At 73.3% G+C, this 17,493-nt stretch carries 14 protein-coding genes; 10 read left to right on the forward strand and 4 right to left on the reverse strand.

From position 1 onward, the window contains the following. Nucleotides 1-185: 185 nt before the first annotated feature. The gene (locus tag OG737_RS18445) at nt 186-1,529 is read right to left on the reverse strand and encodes an SWIM zinc finger family protein (RefSeq protein WP_328927223.1); all 1,344 of its coding nucleotides are present in this window, start codon (nt 1,527-1,529) and stop codon (nt 186-188) included. 134 nt (nt 1,530-1,663) lie between these two features. Here OG737_RS18445 and OG737_RS18450 point away from each other — a divergent pair, with 134 nt between their 5' ends. The 5 genes from OG737_RS18450 to sucD all read left to right on the forward strand — a co-directional run bounded on the left by OG737_RS18450 (nt 1,664) and on the right by sucD (nt 8,689). Continuing rightward, nucleotides 1,664-2,770 (forward strand): AAA family ATPase, encoded by a 1,107-nt coding sequence (locus OG737_RS18450; protein ID WP_405921766.1) that lies wholly within the window; start codon nt 1,664-1,666, stop codon nt 2,768-2,770. Continuing rightward, the gene (locus OG737_RS18455; protein WP_405921767.1) at nt 2,767-5,025 is read left to right on the forward strand and encodes a DUF5682 family protein; all 2,259 of its coding nucleotides are present in this window, start codon (nt 2,767-2,769) and stop codon (nt 5,023-5,025) included. The genes OG737_RS18450 and OG737_RS18455 overlap by 4 nt, the downstream gene beginning before the upstream one ends. A gap of 95 nt (nt 5,026-5,120) precedes the next feature. After that, nucleotides 5,121-6,320: a VWA domain-containing protein gene (locus tag OG737_RS18460; protein ID WP_328927226.1), complete on the forward strand. Its 1,200-nt coding sequence runs from the start codon at nt 5,121-5,123 to the stop codon at nt 6,318-6,320. A 278-nt stretch (nt 6,321-6,598) separates the two neighbouring features. Beyond that, the gene (gene sucC, locus OG737_RS18465; protein ID WP_030864234.1) at nt 6,599-7,777 is read left to right on the forward strand and encodes an ADP-forming succinate--CoA ligase subunit beta; all 1,179 of its coding nucleotides are present in this window, start codon (nt 6,599-6,601) and stop codon (nt 7,775-7,777) included. 21 nt (nt 7,778-7,798) lie between these two features. Next, nucleotides 7,799-8,689 (forward strand): succinate--CoA ligase subunit alpha, encoded by an 891-nt coding sequence (gene sucD, locus OG737_RS18470; protein ID WP_030710487.1) that lies wholly within the window; start codon nt 7,799-7,801, stop codon nt 8,687-8,689. Nucleotides 8,690-8,754: 65 nt separating this feature from the next. On the opposite strand, the gene OG737_RS18475 is transcribed toward sucD, so the two are convergent. After that, nucleotides 8,755-10,086: a helix-turn-helix domain-containing protein gene (locus OG737_RS18475; protein WP_405678912.1), complete on the reverse strand. Its 1,332-nt coding sequence runs from the start codon at nt 10,084-10,086 to the stop codon at nt 8,755-8,757. Nucleotides 10,087-10,206: 120 nt separating this feature from the next. Between OG737_RS18475 and OG737_RS18480 the strand changes: the two genes are divergently transcribed. Beyond that, nucleotides 10,207-11,811 carry a DUF6350 family protein gene (locus OG737_RS18480; RefSeq protein ID WP_328927228.1) on the forward strand — a complete coding sequence of 535 codons (1,605 nt, stop codon included), beginning with the start codon at nt 10,207-10,209 and terminating at the stop codon, nt 11,809-11,811. Nucleotides 11,812-11,963: 152 nt separating this feature from the next. Here the strand turns inward: OG737_RS18480 and OG737_RS18485 are convergent, their stop codons facing one another. After that, complete coding sequence (locus OG737_RS18485; RefSeq protein ID WP_328927229.1) at nt 11,964-12,548, reverse strand: hypothetical protein; 585 nt, start codon at nt 12,546-12,548, stop codon at nt 11,964-11,966. A gap of 226 nt (nt 12,549-12,774) precedes the next feature. On the opposite strand from OG737_RS18485, the gene purN reads away from it, so the two are divergent. Then, nucleotides 12,775-13,398, forward strand: coding sequence for a phosphoribosylglycinamide formyltransferase (gene purN, locus OG737_RS18490; RefSeq protein WP_328927230.1), 624 nt, complete (start codon nt 12,775-12,777; stop codon nt 13,396-13,398). After that, nucleotides 13,395-14,990 (forward strand): bifunctional phosphoribosylaminoimidazolecarboxamide formyltransferase/IMP cyclohydrolase, encoded by a 1,596-nt coding sequence (gene purH, locus OG737_RS18495; protein ID WP_328927231.1) that lies wholly within the window; start codon nt 13,395-13,397, stop codon nt 14,988-14,990. The genes purN and purH overlap by 4 nt, the downstream gene beginning before the upstream one ends. A 97-nt stretch (nt 14,991-15,087) precedes the next feature. Here the strand turns inward: purH and OG737_RS18500 are convergent, their stop codons facing one another. Beyond that, nucleotides 15,088-15,702: a hypothetical protein gene (locus OG737_RS18500; protein WP_328927232.1), complete on the reverse strand. Its 615-nt coding sequence runs from the start codon at nt 15,700-15,702 to the stop codon at nt 15,088-15,090. Nucleotides 15,703-15,944: 242 nt separating this feature from the next. On the opposite strand from OG737_RS18500, the gene OG737_RS18505 reads away from it, so the two are divergent. Together OG737_RS18505 and OG737_RS18510 are read left to right on the forward strand one after the other, a co-directional pair. Continuing rightward, nucleotides 15,945-16,805, forward strand: coding sequence for a bifunctional methylenetetrahydrofolate dehydrogenase/methenyltetrahydrofolate cyclohydrolase (locus OG737_RS18505; protein ID WP_328927233.1), 861 nt, complete (start codon nt 15,945-15,947; stop codon nt 16,803-16,805). Next, the gene (locus OG737_RS18510) at nt 16,795-17,304 is read left to right on the forward strand and encodes a DUF3017 domain-containing protein (protein WP_328927234.1); all 510 of its coding nucleotides are present in this window, start codon (nt 16,795-16,797) and stop codon (nt 17,302-17,304) included. Before OG737_RS18505 ends, OG737_RS18510 begins: the two co-directional genes overlap by 11 nt. Nucleotides 17,305-17,493: the final 189 nt, after the last annotated feature.

Below are 17,493 nucleotides of genomic sequence, written 5' to 3' on the forward strand. Positions count from 1 at the left end.
GTCGATGCCGTCGTTGAATTCGTTCAGCTGGCGTGGTTGTCGTTCACGGCAAAGCCCCCCGGCTTCTCGTCACGTCACGCCGACGCACCCGCGCCGCCGTGTCCTCCCCGTTCCCCTCCCCGCCGCTCCCGCGGCACACGGGCCCCCAGGCCCCCAGCGCTTTCCTGTGTGTTTCCGCCCCTTGTTCAGGCGAGCGGCACCGGCTCGGGTGAGCCCGGCTGCCAGGCCGTCAGGGGGGTGAAGCCGCGATGGCCGCACTCCCCGAACACCGTGACGGGCCCCCCGCCCGACAGTGCGGCCAGTTGCCACAACCCCGGTCGGGAGCGGCTCCCGGCCCCGGTGAGGGGCACCGGCAGGGCGGAGGTGCCCTCCGCGTCCGCCAGCTGCCAGCCCAGCTCTCCCGGTATCGGGATCACCGGGCCCAGGACCACCGGCCAGGACTCCAGCCACGGGTCCTCCCGCAGCGCCGCCCCGTAGGCCTCCAGGGCGGCCCCCGTGCTCACCCCGGCCGGAACCTCCGCGCACGGCACGGCCGCCGGCCGTCTCTCCCCGAGATCCGCCCGCAGCCCCGCCGACCCGGGCCGGAAGCGGACTTCCGCCTCCAGCACCAGCCCCACCGGCAGCGCCAGCCCCGGCGGCCGCCCGGGCGGTCCGAAGTCCAGCACCAGGGCGGGCCGCCCGCTCCCCAGCCCGCGCAGCCATATCCGGCGGGTGGTGAGCCGGCCGTCCGGTGACACCGAGTCGTACTGGGCGAGCACCAGCCATCGGTCCCGTACGGCCTCCCCCTCCCCGGAGGCCGGCAGTCCCACCCGGCTGCGCACGGTCGCCGCCAGCTGTTCTGGCAACGAGGCCACCCCCAGCCAGGCCCGGTCCAGCAGGTGCAGCAGCGCCGCCTCCTCAAGCATCCGGGCGGGCCAGCCGGAGCCGCAACTGGGTATCGTCCCCAACTCCCGGACCCGCGCGGCCAGTCCGGGTGCCTGGGCGTCGACCATCCGGGCGGCCGTCTCCTCCCACCTCGCGTACCCCGACTGTTCCTGGTCGGCGAGACCGCCGCGCAGCAGGTCGGCCAGCCGCTGCTCCAGCTCGCCGACGCCCGCGCCGATCCGCGCCGCCCGCCGCTCGGCCCGCCGACGGGCCCCCTCCTCGTCCGCCGGCCTGCCCGCCGCGGCGGCCGGCCGCGCGGCCTTCGCCGCCCGGTCCGCCAGCCACTGTGCGGCCCATTCCGGCGCCTCACCCGGCTCGCCCACCCCTTCCGCGGACCAGAGCAGCAGCAGTCCCAGCGCGTGCTTGCACGGGAACTTGCGGCTCGGGCAGGAGCACTTGTACGCCGGCCCCGCCAGATCCACGACCGTCCGGTACGGCGTGCTGCCGCTGCCCTTGCACAACCCCCACAGCGAACCGGAAGCGGAACCTCCGATCTGCGACCACGGACCCGCCCCGCCGAGCCTGCCTCCCGCCTTGCGTGAGGCATCGTCAGGAGCCAGAGCCAGTACCTGTTCCGCCGTCCAGCGGACGTGCTGCTCAGTCATGTGAACCACCGTACGGACCCCCACTGACAATCGCTCTGACCTGCAACAACGCCTCGAACAAAGGGCGTTGTCAGTGCCGTGGTGCACCTTGGACACAGCAGTCGGGAGCGGCTGCCGAGCATCGGAGGGGGACCATGACCATGCCCGAGGACACCCAGCGCGGCGAGGCGCTGCGACCGCACGCCGAAGACGCCTTCGCACACGAACTGAAAGCCCTCGCCGTCGCCGACGACCGGCCCCGCCCGGCCCGTTGGAAGCTCTCCCCCTGGGCCGTGGCCACGTACCTGCAGGGCGGCACGCTCGCCGACGGCACGGTCATCACGCCCAAGTACGTCGGGCCGCGCCGCATCGTCGAAGTCGCCGTCACCACCCTGGCCACCGACCGCGCCCTGCTCCTCCTCGGCGTCCCCGGCACCGCCAAGACCTGGGTGTCCGAGCACCTCGCCGCCGCCGTCAGCGGGGACTCCACCCTCCTCGTCCAGGGCACGGCCGGAACCCCGGAGGAGGCGATCCGCTACGGCTGGAACTACGCCCGCCTCCTCGCCCACGGCCCCAGCCGCGAGGCCCTCGTCCCCAGCCCCGTCATGCGGGCCATGGCCGACGGCATGACCGCCCGCGTCGAGGAGCTCACCCGCATCCCCGCCGACGTCCAGGACACCCTCATCACCGTCCTGTCCGAGAAGACCCTCCCGATACCGGAACTCGGCGAAGAGGTGCAGGCCGTGCGCGGCTTCAACCTCATCGCCACCGCCAACGACCGCGACCGCGGGGTCAACGAGCTCTCCAGCGCGCTGCGTCGGCGCTTCAACACCGTCGTCCTGCCGCTGCCCGCCACCGCCGACGCCGAGGTCGACATCGTCGCCCGCCGCGTCGACCAGATGGGCCGCTCCCTCGACCTGCCGGCCGTACCCGAGGGCCTGGAGGAGATCCGCCGCGTCGTCACCGTCTTCCGCGAGCTGCGCGACGGAGTCACCGACGACGGCCGGACGAAGGTGAAGTCGCCCAGCGGCACCCTGTCCACCGCCGAGGCCATCTCCGTCGTCACCGGCGGCCTGGCCCTGGCCGCCCACTTCGGGGACGGCGTGCTGCGCCCCTCCGACGTGGCCGCCGGGATCCTCGGCGCCGTCGTCCGGGACCCGGCCGCCGACAAGGTCGTCTGGCAGGAGTACCTGGAGGCCGTGGTGCGCGAGCGGGACGGCTGGAAGGACTTCTACCGCGCCTGCCGGGAGGTGACGGTATGAGCCCACTGCTCCTGGGCGTACGGCACCACGGGCCCGGCTCGGCCCGCGCCGTGCGCGCCGCCCTCGACGCGGCCCGGCCGCCCGCCGTGCTCGTCGAGGGGCCGCCCGAGGGGGACGCGCTGCTCGCCTTGGCCGCCGATCCCGGGATGCGGCCGCCGGTGGCGCTGCTCGCGCACGCCGCGGACGATCCCGGCCGGGCCGCGTTCTGGCCGCTCGCCGAGTTCTCCCCGGAGTGGGTCGCGATCCGCTGGGCCCAGGAGGCCGGCGTACCCGTCCGGTTCATGGACCTCCCCGCCGCGCACTCGCTGGCCGCGCGGGACGAGGGCGAGGAGCCGGACTCCGCCCGGCCGGACCCCCTCGCGGTGCTGGCCGATGCCGCCGGGTACGACGACCCCGAGCGCTGGTGGGAGGACGCGGTCGAGCACCGGGACTCCGGGGCCGTACGGGATCCCCTCGCCCCGTTCGAGGCGCTCGGGGAGGCCATGGGAGCCCTGCGCGAGGGGTCTGGAGAGAGCGGTCACGGGCGCGACCTCGTGCGCGAGGCGTACATGCGGCAGCGGATGCGGGCCGCCCGCCGGGAGTTCGGCGACACGTACGCCGTGGTGTGCGGAGCCTGGCACGTCCCGGCGCTGCGCGCGAAGACCACCGCGGCCGCCGACAAGGCGCTGCTGACCGGCCTGCCCAAGGTCAAGGTGGAGACCGCCTGGGTGCCCTGGACCCACCGCAGGCTGGCCCGGGCCGGAGGGTACGGAGCGGGCATCGCCTCGCCCGGGTGGTACGCGCACCTCTTCGCCGCCCGGGACCGGCCCGTGGAGCGCTGGCTGACCAAGGTCGCCGGGCTGCTCCGGGAGGAGGACCGGCAGGTCTCCTCCGCCCACGTCATCGAGGCGGTCCGGCTGGCCCGGACCCTCGCCGCGATGCGGGGGCGGCCGCTGCCGGGCCTGACGGAGACCCTGGAAGCGGTCCGGGCGGTGATGTGCGACGGCTCCGACATACCGCTCGCGCTGATCGAGGACCGCCTGGTCGTCGGAGACGTGCTCGGCGAGGTCCCGGACACGGCGCCCGTCGTACCGCTGCAGCGCGACCTCACACGGCGCCAGCGCTCCCTGCGGCTCAAGCCCGAGGCGCAGGACCGCGAGCTGGAGCTCGATCTGCGCAAGGAGACCGACGCGGCGAAGTCCCTGCTGCTGCACCGGCTGCGGCTGCTCGGCATCGACTGGGGCATACCCACCGCCTCCCGGGGCACGACCGGCACCTTCCGGGAGACCTGGCGCCTGCGCTGGGAGCCGGAGCTGTCGGTGCGGGTGGCCGAGGCCGGGATCTGGGGAACCACCGTCCCGGCGGCGGCCACCGCCAAGGCGGAGGCGGATGCCGCGGGCGCCGAGGAGCTGGGCGAGGTCACGGCACTGGCCGAGCGGTGCCTGCTGGCCGGGCTGTCGCAGGCGCTGCCCGCCGTGCTGCGGGCGCTCGCCGACCGGGCGGCGCTGGACACCGATGTGGCGCGCCTGGCCAAGGCCCTGCCCGCGCTGGCCCGTTCGCTGCGGTACGGGGACGTCCGGGGCACCGACGCGGCGGCCCTCGGCACGGTGGCGGCCGGGCTCGCGGAACGGATATGCGTGGCGCTGCCGCCGGCCTGCACCGCCGGGCTGGACGCCGACGCGGCGGCGGAGCTGCGCGGCCACGTGGACGGGGTGCACGGGGCGGTCGGGCTGCTGGCGGACGCGGACGAGGGGCTGCGCGAGCGCTGGTCCGCGGTGCTGCGGACGCTGGCGGGCCGGGAGACCGTGCCGGGCCTGATCCGCGGCCGCGCGGCCCGGCTGCTGCTCGACGACGGACGGCTCCCGGCCGGGGAGACGGCCCGGCTGATGGGGCTCGCGCTGTCCCCGGCGGCCTCCCCCGCCGACGCGGCGGGCTGGATCGAGGGCTTCGCCGGCGGGAGTTCGGGCGGCGGCACCCTGCTGGTCCACGACGACCGGCTGCTGGGCCTGATCGACGCCTGGCTGACGGGGGTGCCGGAGCGTGCGTTCACCGACGTACTGCCGCTGCTGCGGCGGACGTTCGGGGCGTACGAGCCGGGAGTGAAGCGGACCCTGGGCGAGCTGGTCCGGCGCGGCCCCGGCGGCCCGGCCCGGCGGTCTCGCGCCGGCTCGGCCCCCGAGGGCTTCGCCCCGGACCTGGACCCGGCCCGCGCGGACGCGGTCCTGGACCTGGTCCTGCTCCTGCTGTCACCGCCGGGCCCCCTCCGGGCGGGCTAGCGGCGGGCCAGCGGCGGCCCGAGGGGGGAGCCCGAGAGGGGAGAGGGACCGGCGGCGGTGGCCGCCGGCACACGACGAGTCGAGGGGACGGACGGATGACCGGCACGGAGAACGCGACGGTGGCCGAGGCGGCCGCCGCAGGCACCGCCGGGGACGAGCGGCTGAGGCGGTGGCGGATGGTGCTCGGCGGGGGAGAAGGCGGGACCGGGTGTGCGCTGAGCGGGCGGGACGTGGCCATGGACGCCGCGCTCGGTGCGCTGTACGACGGGGGCGGCGCGGGCGGCGCGGGGGGCTCCCGCAAGACGTCGGGGGCACGGTCGGCCGGGCTCGGCGGATCCGCGCCCAACGTGGCCCGCTGGCTCGGGGACATCCGTACGTACTTCCCCAGCTCGGTGGTCCAGGTCATGCAGCGCGACGCGATCGAGCGGCTCGGCCTGTCCGCCCTGCTGCTGGAGCCGGAGATGCTGGAGGCGGTCGAGCCCGACGTGCACCTGGTCGGCACCCTGCTCTCCCTGAACAAGGCGATGCCCGACACGACGAAGGAGACGGCGCGGGCCGTGGTCCGCAAGGTGGTCGAGCAGCTGGAGAAGCGCCTGGCGACCCGTACCCGGGCCACCCTCACCGGCGCCCTCGACCGCTCCGCCCGGACCAGCCGCCCCCGCCACCACGACATCGACTGGAACCGCACGATCCGGGCCAATCTCAAGAACTACCTGCCGGAGTACCGCACCGTCGTCCCCGAAAGGCTGATCGGCTACGGCCGGGCGGCCCAGTCGGTGAAGAAGGAGGTCGTCCTCTGTATCGACCAGTCGGGTTCGATGGCGGCATCCGTCGTCTACGCCTCCGTCTTCGGCGCCGTCCTCGCCTCCATGCGCTCCATCGCCACCCGCCTCGTCGTCTTCGACACCTCCGTCGTCGACCTCACGGACCAGCTCGACGATCCGGTCGACGTCCTCTTCGGCACCCAGCTCGGCGGCGGCACCGACATCAACCGCGCCCTCGCCTACTGCCAGTCGAAGATCACCCGTCCTGCCGACACCGTCGTCGTCCTGATCAGCGATCTCTACGAGGGCGGCATACGCAACGAGATGCTCAAACGGGTCGCCGCGATGAAGGCCGCGGGCGTCGAGTTCGTGACCCTTCTGGCCCTGTCCGACGAGGGCGCCCCGGCCTACGATCACGAGCACGCCGCGGCCCTCGCGGCGCTGGGCGCGCCGGCCTTCGCCTGCACCCCCGACCTGTTCCCCGAGGTGATGGCCGCGGCCCTGGAGAAGCGGCCCCTGCCGGTGCCGTGACCGGCCGCGCGCGGATCGCGGGGAACCGGCAGATCACACGAATCTCCAGCTCAACCGTGAGGTGTTCTGTGACAGGTATCACCGCTCAGGTGTGATCTGCGATTTAGGGACCTACGTCCCACGGGGATAACCTGCGGGACGGACATGCCGCGTCCACGGTCACCGTGTGCGCCTTCCTTGTGACAGCGCCGTCACGTTGCCCTCCGCGGCACGCCCACGCAGATAGCAGACAACCGCGAATCACTGCGAATCTTTAAAAAGACAAGGGACGGACGCGCGTGGACCTGTTCGAGTACCAGGCGAGGGACCTCTTCGCCAAGCACGGTGTACCGGTGCTGGCCGGTGAAGTCATCGACACGCCTGAGGCGGCTCGCGAGGCCACCGAGCGGCTGGGCGGCAAGTCGGTCGTCAAGGCGCAGGTGAAGGTCGGCGGCCGCGGCAAGGCCGGCGGCGTGAAGCTGGCCGCCACCCCGGACGAGGCTGTCGCCCGGGCGACGGACATCCTCGGCATGGACATCAAGGGCCACACGGTCCACAAGGTGATGATCGCCGAGACGGCTCCCGAGATCCTCGAGGAGTACTACGTCTCGTACCTCCTCGACCGCACCAACCGCACCTTCCTGGCCATGGCCTCGGTCGCGGGTGGCATGGACATCGAGCAGGTCGCGGAGGAGACTCCCGAGAAGCTCGCCAAGGTCCCGGTGAACGCCAACGAGGGCGTGACCATCGAGAAGGCCCGCGAGATCGTCGCCCTGGCGCAGTTCCCGGCCGAGGTCGCCGAGAAGGTGGCCGAGGTCCTGGTGACCCTGTGGGCGACCTTCATCGCCGAGGACGCGCTCCTCGTCGAGGTCAACCCGCTCGCGAAGGTCGCCTCCGGCGACGTCATCGCGCTCGACGGCAAGGTCTCGCTCGACGAGAACGCCGAGTTCCGCCAGCCGGGCCACGAGGAGTTCGTGGACCACGCGGCCGCGAACCCGCTCGAGGCCGCCGCCAAGGCGAAGAACCTCAACTACGTGAAGCTCGACGGTGAGGTCGGCATCATCGGCAACGGCGCGGGTCTCGTCATGAGCACCCTCGACGTCGTCGCGTACGCCGGCGAGAACCACGGCGGCGTCAAGCCCGCCAACTTCCTGGACATCGGTGGTGGCGCCTCCGCCGCCGTCATGGCCAACGGTCTCGAGATCATCCTCGGCGACCCGGACGTCAAGTCCGTCTTCGTCAACGTCTTCGGTGGCATCACCGCCTGCGACGAGGTCGCCAACGGCATCGTCCAGGCGCTTCAGCTGCTGAAGGACAAGGGCGAAGAGGTCACCAAGCCCCTCGTCGTCCGTCTCGACGGCAACAACGCCGAGCTGGGTCGCAAGATCCTCTCGGACGCCAACCACCCGCTGGTGCAGCGCGTGGACACCATGGACGGCGCGGCCGACAAGGCCGCCGAGCTCGCGGCTGCGAAGTAAGGGCAGAGGTCACAGACTCACATGGCTATCTTCCTCAACAAGGACAGCAAGGTCATCGTCCAGGGCATGACCGGTGCCACGGGCATGAAGCACACCAAGCTGATGCTGGCTGACGGCACCAACATCGTCGGCGGCGTGAACCCGCGCAAGGCCGGCACGACCGTCGACTTCGACGGCACCGAGGTCCCGGTCTTCGGCTCGGTCGCCGAGGCGATGGAGAAGACGGGCGCCAACGTCTCCGTCCTCTTCGTCCCGCCGGCCTTCGCCAAGGCCGCCGTCGTCGAGGCCATCGACGCCGAGATCCCGCTGGCCGTCGTCATCACCGAGGGCATCGCGGTGCACGACTCCGCCGCCTTCTGGGCGTACGCGACCGCCAAGGGCAACAAGACCCGGATCATCGGCCCGAACTGCCCGGGTCTGATCACCCCCGGCCAGTCCAACGCCGGCATCATCCCGGGCGACATCACCAAGCCCGGCAAGATCGGTCTCGTGTCCAAGTCCGGCACGCTGACCTACCAGATGATGTACGAGCTCCGTGACATCGGCTTCACCTCCGCCGTCGGCATCGGTGGCGACCCGGTCATCGGCACCACGCACATCGACGCCCTGGAGGCCTTCGAGGCCGACCCGGAGACCGAGCTGATCGTCATGATCGGCGAGATCGGCGGCGACGCCGAGGAGCGGGCGGCGGACTTCATCGCGAAGAACGTCACCAAGCCGGTCGTCGGCTACGTCGCGGGCTTCACCGCCCCCGAGGGCAAGACCATGGGCCACGCCGGCGCCATCGTCTCCGGCTCCTCCGGCACCGCGCAGGCCAAGAAGGAGGCCCTCGAGGCCGCCGGCGTCAAGGTCGGCAAGACGCCGACCGAGACCGCGAAGCTGGCGCGCGAGATCCTGAACGCCGCTCAGTAAGCAGGAGCAGCACGTGTGTACGGGCGTGGCCCGCACCCTTCCCGGGTGCGGGCCACGCCCTTTTCTCATTCGATCCGCGGGGTGATGCGGGCGGGACCGGCGGCCGGGTCCGCGCGCAGCTTGTCGTGGAGCTGCCTGCTGTGCTCGGTGAGCTGCTGGGGGCCGCTGAGCGGGGGTACGCCCGAGACGTTCGAGCCGGGTGCGATCGGCGGCTCGTAGTGGGTGGGCGCGGTCGCGGCGGTATAGGCGGTGGCGACGGCGATGACCGAGGTCAGGCTCACGGCGGCGCGGGTCCACCGCCGGGTACGCCGCTCCGCGCGGCCCCGTACGGCGGCGGCGGGGCGCGCCTGCAGCGGTACCGCCGGTGTCAGCGCGGCGAGCCGGTCGTGCAGCACCGAGGAGTGCTTCTCGGGCGGTACGCCGGCCAGTTCGGGGACCCGGTCGGCGAGGTCGGCGTGCGCGTGCAGCAGGCGGCCGCCGGCGGTGGGGGTGCTGGCCTCCGTCTCGGCGGCGGTGTCGGGGAGGTCGAGGCCGACGCCGTCGTAGAGCAGGACGGTGCGGCGGTGGGCGGTGGGGAGCGCGAGCAGGGCGTCGAGGAGGATCCGGTCGGCGGGCTCGGCGGGGGGCTTGTCGGGATGCCGGCTGACCGGGCGCATCTGGTGCCAGGGGGAGAGGGCGTACTCGTACGCGGCGATCCGCACCCAGCCCACCGGGTCCGGATCGGTGGCCACTTCCGGCCACTGCCGCCAGGCCTGGCGGAACGCCCGCTCCACGGCCTCCTGGGCCAGGTCCCGGCGTCCCGTGAGCAGGTAGGCCTGGCGGATGAGGCCGGAGGCGGCCCGGGCGTAGAGGTCGTCGAAAGCCCCTTCGGCTCCGGAGAGGACGGGGCTCCCGGGTGCCTCGGGGACTGCGCGTGCATCGGGGACCGCGGGCGGCTCGTGGGTTCCGCCGGCTTCGTCCCGGTCGGGCCCGGCGCTGCCGTCGCTCGCGTCGGCTGCGCCGGACGGGCCTTCTTCGACCAGCTCTTGCACGGCCTCGGCGGCGGCCGGCACGGCCACGACCGGCGTCATCGCGGGGTCGGCCTCGGCCGCCTCGGCCGCCTCGGCCGCCTCGGGGGCCGCCTGCGACGGCGGGTCCGGGTCGGCCGGTGTCGGGCCCTCGGCTTCGGGAGCGTCCTCCGGCGGCCTTGCGAGGCCGGCCAGGAACTCCGCGTACGCCGCGCGCTTGCGCCCGCGCGGGTCCGTGCGGCCCGCCTCCCAGGAGCGCACCGTGGTCACGGTGACGCCGACGGCCGCCGCGACCTGCCCGTGCGTCAGGTCCGCCGCTTCGCGCAGTCTGCGGCGTTCCTTCGGGGAAGGGAGGCCAAGCTCCGAGCCCGACTCGACGCTTTGTGTCATGCCACGCTCCCCGCGACCCGACCACCCTGGGCGAAAAAGTACATAAAACGTATATTGGGCGACACCACGGGTATTCGCCTGTTACCCGTCCATAGCGCGTGTCGTTGGCACCATGGCAGGGTGACCCAAGTGACCGAACACGGGACCCCGTTGTCCGCGGCCCCGGGAACCGTCCGGCGCCGCCGCTCCCCGGCCGCGGCCGCATGCGTGGTGGGCGGCGCCGTGGCCGCCGGACTCGGACTCGGCTTCCTCGCCGTGCTCGTCACCGTGCTGTGGATCAGCTCCCCCTATCCCGACAGCGGCCCCGCCGGGGCCCTGCACCTCGCCGCCGGGCTGTGGCTGCTCGCCCACGGGACGGAACTGGTGCGGTACGAGACGCTCTCCGGCGTGCCCGCGCCCGTCGGCCTGACCCCCCTGCTGCTCGTCGCGCTGCCCGTGCTGCTCATGCGGCGGGCCGCGCGGCTGGGGAGCGCCTCCGAGGAGGAGGGGGAGGAGGTGCTGCCGGCCGGCGCCGTCCTTTCGGCCGTGCTGTGCGGCTATCTGGCCGTCGGCGCCCTCGCCACGGTGTACGCGGCGGGCGGGCCCATGCCGGCCGACCCGCTGAGTGCGGCCTGGCACGTCCCGGTGGTCGCCGCGATCGCCGCCGCCAGTGGGGTGCTGGCGGTCCGGGGGCGACCGGACGGGTCGTTGCCGTCCTGGGTTCCGACGGGCGTACGGAGGGCGGTCGCGCGCCCCCGGTACGCGCTGGCGCTCCGGGCCGGGGCGGGCGGGGCCCTCGTACTGCTGGGCGGTGGGGTGCTGCTCGTCGGCGGCTCGCTCGCATGGCACGGCGCGGAGGTCCAGGGGACCTTCCTGGGGCTGACCGGGGTGTGGTCGGGCCGCTTCGCGGTGTTGCTGCTGGCGCTCGCGCTGATCCCGAACGCCATGGTGTGGGGTGCGGCGTATGCGCTCGGGCCCGGTTTCGCGCTCGGCGTCGGCGTGACCGCCACGCCGCTCGGGTTCACGGGCTCGCCCGCGCTGCCCCGGTTTCCGCTGCTGGCGGCGCTGCCGCCCGAGGGGCCCGGGTCGCTGCTGACCTGGACGGTCGTCGGGGTGCCGGTGGTGGCCGGGCTGGCGGTGGGCTGGTTCGCGGTACGCCGGGCGAGGGAGGTCTCGTACGGGGAGACCGCGCTCACGGCGGCGCTGGGCGCGCTGGTCTGCGGGCTGGTCATGGCCGGGCTGGCGGCGGCCTCGGCGGGGCCGCTGGGGTCGCGGGCGCTGGCGGACTTCGGGCCGGTGTGGTGGGCGGTGGGGGCGGCGGCCTGCGTCTGGACGCTGGCGCTGGCCGTGCCGGTGGCGGTGGGGGTGCAGGCATGGCGGACGCGGCCGGTCAGGACCGGGCTGCCGGTTTCCGGGGAGGACGGGTGGCACGACAGCGGTGTGCGGGAGGTCCGGTGGGCGGCGCTGCGTCGTGCGGCGGGCACGCTGGTCCCGGACATCTCGGCCGCAGCCGCACCCCCGGCCGCAGCACCTGCCGCTGCTCCGGTCCCGGCTCCGGTCCCGGCGAGGCCGCAGCGGCCGGTGACCGTCGTGCCGGGGCTCAGCCTGGACCTGGGTCCGGTCCTGATCCCGGCGAAGCCGGCCGAGCCGCAGGCTGCTCAGCCATTGGCTCAGCCATTTGCTCAGCCATTGGCTCCGCCGGTGGCGGGTGCCCGCGTCCTGGCCCGCCGCAAGCCGCCGTCGTAGCGTCCGCCGTGCCGCTGCCAGGGACCAGCCCCCGGGCCCCGCGCCTCAAACGCCGACGGGGCTGAGGGTGGGGCCAGTCCCCGGGCGTCGGACGCCGGGCGCCGGTGGGGTCGCGGCCCGCGCCCCGGGGGACAGTCGGCGTAGAGCGATCGTTACTGGCGGACCTTCAGGACGTCGCCCACGAAGTTGTCCGGGAGGAGCCTGTTGCACTGGAGTTCCGCCGCGTTCGTCAGGGCGTCGTCGCGGCAGACGTAGAAGTCCTTGTACACGAGCTGCACGGCGTACGAGGTCATCGCCAGCAGGATCGCCAGTGTGGCCGTGACCAGGCCGCTCACCGCCGCCGTGCGCTGGGGGCGGGCGGCCTCGCCCAGGGCCGCCAGGCCTCCCGGGGTGGCGGCCTGGCCCGGTTCCGCCGACGCAGGCCTGCCCCGCAGCGCGCTGATGCCCCAGTACATGGCGAGCGCCCCCAGCAGCAGTCCCACCGACGGGATCCCGAAGATCCCGAAGAAGAAGCCCCACATGCCGGCCAGCAGCGCGTAGCGGGCGCGGCGCTGGACCGGGTCCGTCGGGTCCCAGCGCGCCGGGCCGCCCCGGCCCTCGGAATCCGGCCGGCCGTTCCCGTCCCCGCCGCCGTCGCCACCGCCGCGCGGCTGCCACGGCTGGTCGGGCCGGCCTTCCGGCGGAGCCGCGAAGGGGTTGTCGTCGGTGGGGGAGTCGGGCTGACGGCGGTCCGGCATCGGGTGTGTTACTTCCCCTGTGTCAAGGACGTCACGACGACGTCGATTTCGGCTTGTACGCAGACGCTACCCCTCGGCCGTCCCCCCGTCCCTCGGGGGCCGTCCCGTGTGCCGGTATCGTTGCAGGCGGTCGGTTGCTTCGTATGGTCCCCCGTATATCGGTACCCCGAAGTTTCGTATGACCATACAAAGACGAACACCGCATTCCCGTGAGAAAGGGCCTCCCATGGCCGCCTCCCGCCTGGTCGTGCTGGTTTCCGGTTCCGGCACCAACCTCCAGGCCCTGCTCGACGCCATCGACGCCCACCCCGGCGGATCCGAGGGCTTCGGCGCCGAAGTCGTCGCCGTGGGAGCCGACCGCGAGAACATCGTCGGCCTGGAGCGCGCCGAGAAGGCGGGGATCCCCACCTTCGTGTGCTCGGTCAAGGCCTACGGGAGCCGTGAGGAGTGGGACACCGCCCTCACGGAGGCGACCGACGCCCACGCTCCGGACCTCGTCGTGTCCGCCGGTTTCATGAAGATCGTCGGCAAGGCGTTCATCGACCGCTTCGGCGGCCGGTTCATCAACACCCACCCCGCCCTCCTCCCCGCTTTCCCGGGCGCCCACGGCGTACGGGACGCGCTCGCCTACGGGGCGAAGGTCACCGGCTGCACGGTCCACTTCGTGGACTCCGGCGTGGACACCGGTCCGATCATCGCCCAGGGTGTCGTCGAGATCCGGGACGAGGACGACGAAGCCGCTCTCCATGAGCGCATCAAGGAAGTCGAGCGCCAGCTGCTCGTCGACGTCGTGGGGCGCCTGGCCCGGCACGGCTACCGCATTGAGGGACGAAAGGTAACAATCCAGTGACCGCCGTAGAGAGCAACGACCCGACCACGACCCAGCGGCCGATCCGGCGTGCGCTCGTCAGCGTCTACGACAAGACGGGACTGGAAGAGCTGGCCCGCGGGCTGCACGAGGCGGGCGTCGCGCTCGTCTCCACCGGCTCCACCGCCTCGAAGATCGCCGCCGCCGGGGTGCCCGTCACCAAGGTCGAGGAGCTGACCGGCTTCCCCGAGTGCCTGGACGGCCGGGTCAAGACCCTGCACCCGCGCGTGCACGCCGGCATCCTCGCCGACCTGCGCCTGGAGGACCACCGCAACCAGCTCGCCGAGCTGGGCGTCGAGCCCTTCGACCTGGTGATCGTCAACCTCTACCCCTTCCTGGCCACCGTCCAGTCGGGTGCCACCCCGGACGAGTGCGTCGAGCAGATCGACATCGGCGGCCCCTCCATGGTCCGCGCCGCCGCCAAGAACCACCCCTCCGTCGCGGTCGTGACCAGCCCCGCCCGCTACGCCGACGTGATCGCGGCCGCGCAGGGCGGCGGCTTCGACCTCACCGCGCGCAAGCGGCTGGCGGCCGAGGCCTTCCAGCACACCGCCGCCTACGACGTGGCCGTGGCCTCCTGGTTCACGAACGTGTACGCGCCGGAGGCCGGGGAGAACGCCCTGCCCGAGTTCCTCGCGGGCGCCTGGGAGCGCAAGTCGACCCTGCGCTACGGCGAGAACCCGCACCAGGCCGCCGCCCTCTACACCGACGGCCGGCCGGGCGGGCTCGCCAACGCGGAGCAGCTGCACGGAAAGGAGATGTCCTTCAACAACTACGTGGACACCGAGGCCGCCCGCCGGGCCGCCTACGACCACGAAGAGCCCTGCGTCGCGATCATCAAGCACGCCAACCCGTGCGGTATCGCGGTCGCCGGCAACGACGAGGACATCGCCGCCGCCCACCGCAAGGCGCACGCCTGCGACCCGCTGTCGGCCTTCGGCGGCGTCATCGCCGTCAACCGCCCGGTGACCGTCGAGCTCGCCGAGCAGGTCGCCGAGATCTTCACCGAGGTCATCGCCGCCCCCGCCTACGAGGACGGCGCGGTCGAGGTCCTGGCCAAGAAGAAGAACATCCGCGTCCTGAAGGTGGACGGCCACCCGCACCAGCCGGGTGACCTCAAGCCGGTCTCCGGCGGCGTACTGCTGCAGCAGTCGGACGTCTTCCAGGCCGAGGGCGACGACCCGGCCAACTGGACCCTCGCCACCGGCGACGCGCTCTCCGCGGACGAGCTCGCCGAGCTCGCCTTCGCGTGGAAGGCCTGCCGCGCCGTCAAGTCCAACGCCATCCTGCTCGCCAAGGACGGCGCCTCGGTCGGCGTCGGCATGGGCCAGGTCAACCGCGTCGACTCGGCGAAGCTCGCCGTCGAGCGTGCGGGCGCCGAGCGCGCGCAGGGCTCGTACGCCGCCTCCGACGCCTTCTTCCCCTTCCCGGACGGGCTGGAGATCCTCACGGCCGCCGGTATCAAGGCCGTCGTCCAGCCGGGCGGTTCGGTCCGCGACGAGCTGGTCGTCGAGGCCGCGAAGAAGGCCGGCGTGACGATGTACTTCACCGGGACCCGGCACTTCTTCCACTGAGCACGTCCCGCACACGGCGAAGGCCGCGACCCGCGCACTGCTGGGGGTCGCGGCCTTCGCCGTACATGTCGTGCGTGTCCTGCGTGTCGTACGAGGCTCAGAAGCGCGGGCGCTTGAACCAGGAGGCGCCGGGGGCGGTGACCATCGCGGCGAGGATCAGGCCGCCGATGGCCAGGCTGAGGATGCCGCTGAAGACACCGGAGCCACCGTTGGCGGAGGTGTTGGCGAAGTTGAAGAAGCTGCCGAGGATGGACAGCGAGGCGTAGACGATCGTCGTGATGCGGACGCCGTTGCCGCCCTTGGCGAACTTGGCGCCGAGGATGACGGCCAGCACGCCGATGGCGAGCAGGAAGAGGCCGAGGGCGATGACCACGCCGCCGGCCACGGCGCCGGCGGTGCCGGTGTCCGTGGAGGACAGCGCGGCGCCCCCGAGCAGCGCGAGGAGGCCGATGATGAGCTGCAGGCCGCCGACGACGAAGAGGAGGACGCGCGCGGTCTTCACCAGACCCGGCATCTCCATGGGCATGCCCGGGTAGCCGCCGGGGCCGCCGGGGTAGCCCGGGTAGCCCTGCGGGGCCTGCTGCTGCGGGTAGGCGTAGCCGCCCTGCGGCGGGACGCCCTGGGGTGCCTGCTGCGGGTAGCCGTAGCCGGGCTGGCCCTGCGGGGCCTGGGGCTGCTGTCCGTACGGGTTGTTCGGGTCGCCGAAGCTCATCTGGGGTGTTCCTCCGTGGAAGTGCGGGGACGCACGGCATGCGCGGAGGAAAGCTTTGTTCTACGGTCCGCCCCCCGGCACTGCCCGCGGCACTCTTTTCCGGTCATCGTCATCCGAGACGCCTGAACTTGTCCAGCCGGTTCCCGCGCGGCCGGTGACTTGTTGTGCAAGTGCAATGAACCGCGCGCGTCCGTGAGCGCCTTGACTGGAACCGGGGGCACTCCATCCGGGAGGATGGGTACATGACCGCCCAGATTCTCGATGGCAAGGCCACCGCAGCCGCGATCAAGTCCGAACTGACCGCCCGTGTGGCGGCCCTGAAGGCCCGGGGCATCACCCCCGGCCTCGGCACCCTGCTGGTCGGTGACGATCCGGGCAGCCGCTGGTACGTCAACGGCAAGCACAAGGACTGTGCCGAGGTCGGCATCGCCTCCATCCAGCGCGAACTGCCCGCGACGGCCTCCCAGGAGGACATCGAGGAAGTCGTACGGGAACTCAACGCCAATCCGCAGTGCACGGGCTACATCGTCCAACTGCCGCTCCCCAAGGGCATCGACACCAACCGGGTCCTGGAGCTGATGGACCCGTTGAAGGACGCCGACGGCCTGCACCCCATGTCCCTCGGCCGGCTCGTCCTGAACGAGCCGGGCCCGCTGCCCTGCACCCCGTACGGGATCGTCGAACTGCTGCGCCACCACGGCGTCGGGATCAACGGGGCGCACGTCGTCGTCCTCGGCCGCGGCATCACCGTCGGGCGCTCGATCGGCCTGCTGCTGACCCGCAAGTCCGAGAACGCCACCGTGACGCTCTGCCACACCGGTACCCGCGACCTCTCGGGGCTGCTGCGCCAGGCGGACATCGTCGTCGCCGCGGCGGGTGTCCCGCACCTGGTCAAGCCGGAGGACGTGAAGCCGGGCGCGGCCGTGCTCGACGTGGGCGTCAGCCGGGACGAGAGCGGCAAGATCGTCGGCGACGTGCACCCCGGTGTCGCCGAGGTGGCCGGCTGGATCTCCCCGAACCCGGGCGGTGTCGGCCCGATGACCCGGGCCCAGCTGCTCGTCAACGTCGTCGAGGCGGCGGAGCGGAGCAGCAGTGCGGGCTGAACGGGCCGAGCGGGCTGAACGGGCCGAGCGGGCCGAGCGGGCCGAGCGGGGCGAGAGGGGCGAGCGGGGCGACGAGAGCACGGCGGCGATGGCCGGGGCGCCCAGGTCCCGCCGCTTCCCGTCCATCACCCGGGACACCGCGCGCCCGGAGGGCAGCGGCCGTGCCGTCCCCGGGGCCGTGTCCACGTCCGCCCGTCAGTGGCCGATGCTCAGCGTGCTCACCGCGACCGCGGCGGGGCTGCTGCTCACTGCGTTCGGGCATCCGCGGGTCGGCTGCCTGGTCATCGGCCTGGCCCTGATCGCGGCCGCGGTGCTGCGGCGCGTACTGCCCTCGGTGGGCATGCTCGCGGTGCGCTCCCGGTTCACGGACATGGTCACGTACGGGGTCCTGGGCGTGGCGATCACGCTGCTCGCGCTGGTGATGCAGCCCAGCCCGCCCGGCAAGCCGTGGCTGGAGGTCCCGTTCCTGGAGACGGCGGTCCGCTTCACCGTGCGCTGACCTGGCCTTGGGCGGGCCGCCGGCAGGGTCGGCCCGCCGACGGTCCGCCCAAGGTCCGCCCACCGGCCGGGCGGCCGGAACGGGCCGGATCCATCCGGTGGACCAGCCCCCATGGAGACCGGCCGCCCCAGGGTCCGATAGCCTGACGGCGGATGTCTCTTCACGTCAAGATTTACTGGGGAGCGGCGT

This window comes from Streptomyces sp. NBC_00122 (assembly GCF_045160845.1).
Lineage (GTDB): Bacteria > Actinomycetota > Actinomycetes > Streptomycetales > Streptomycetaceae > Streptomyces.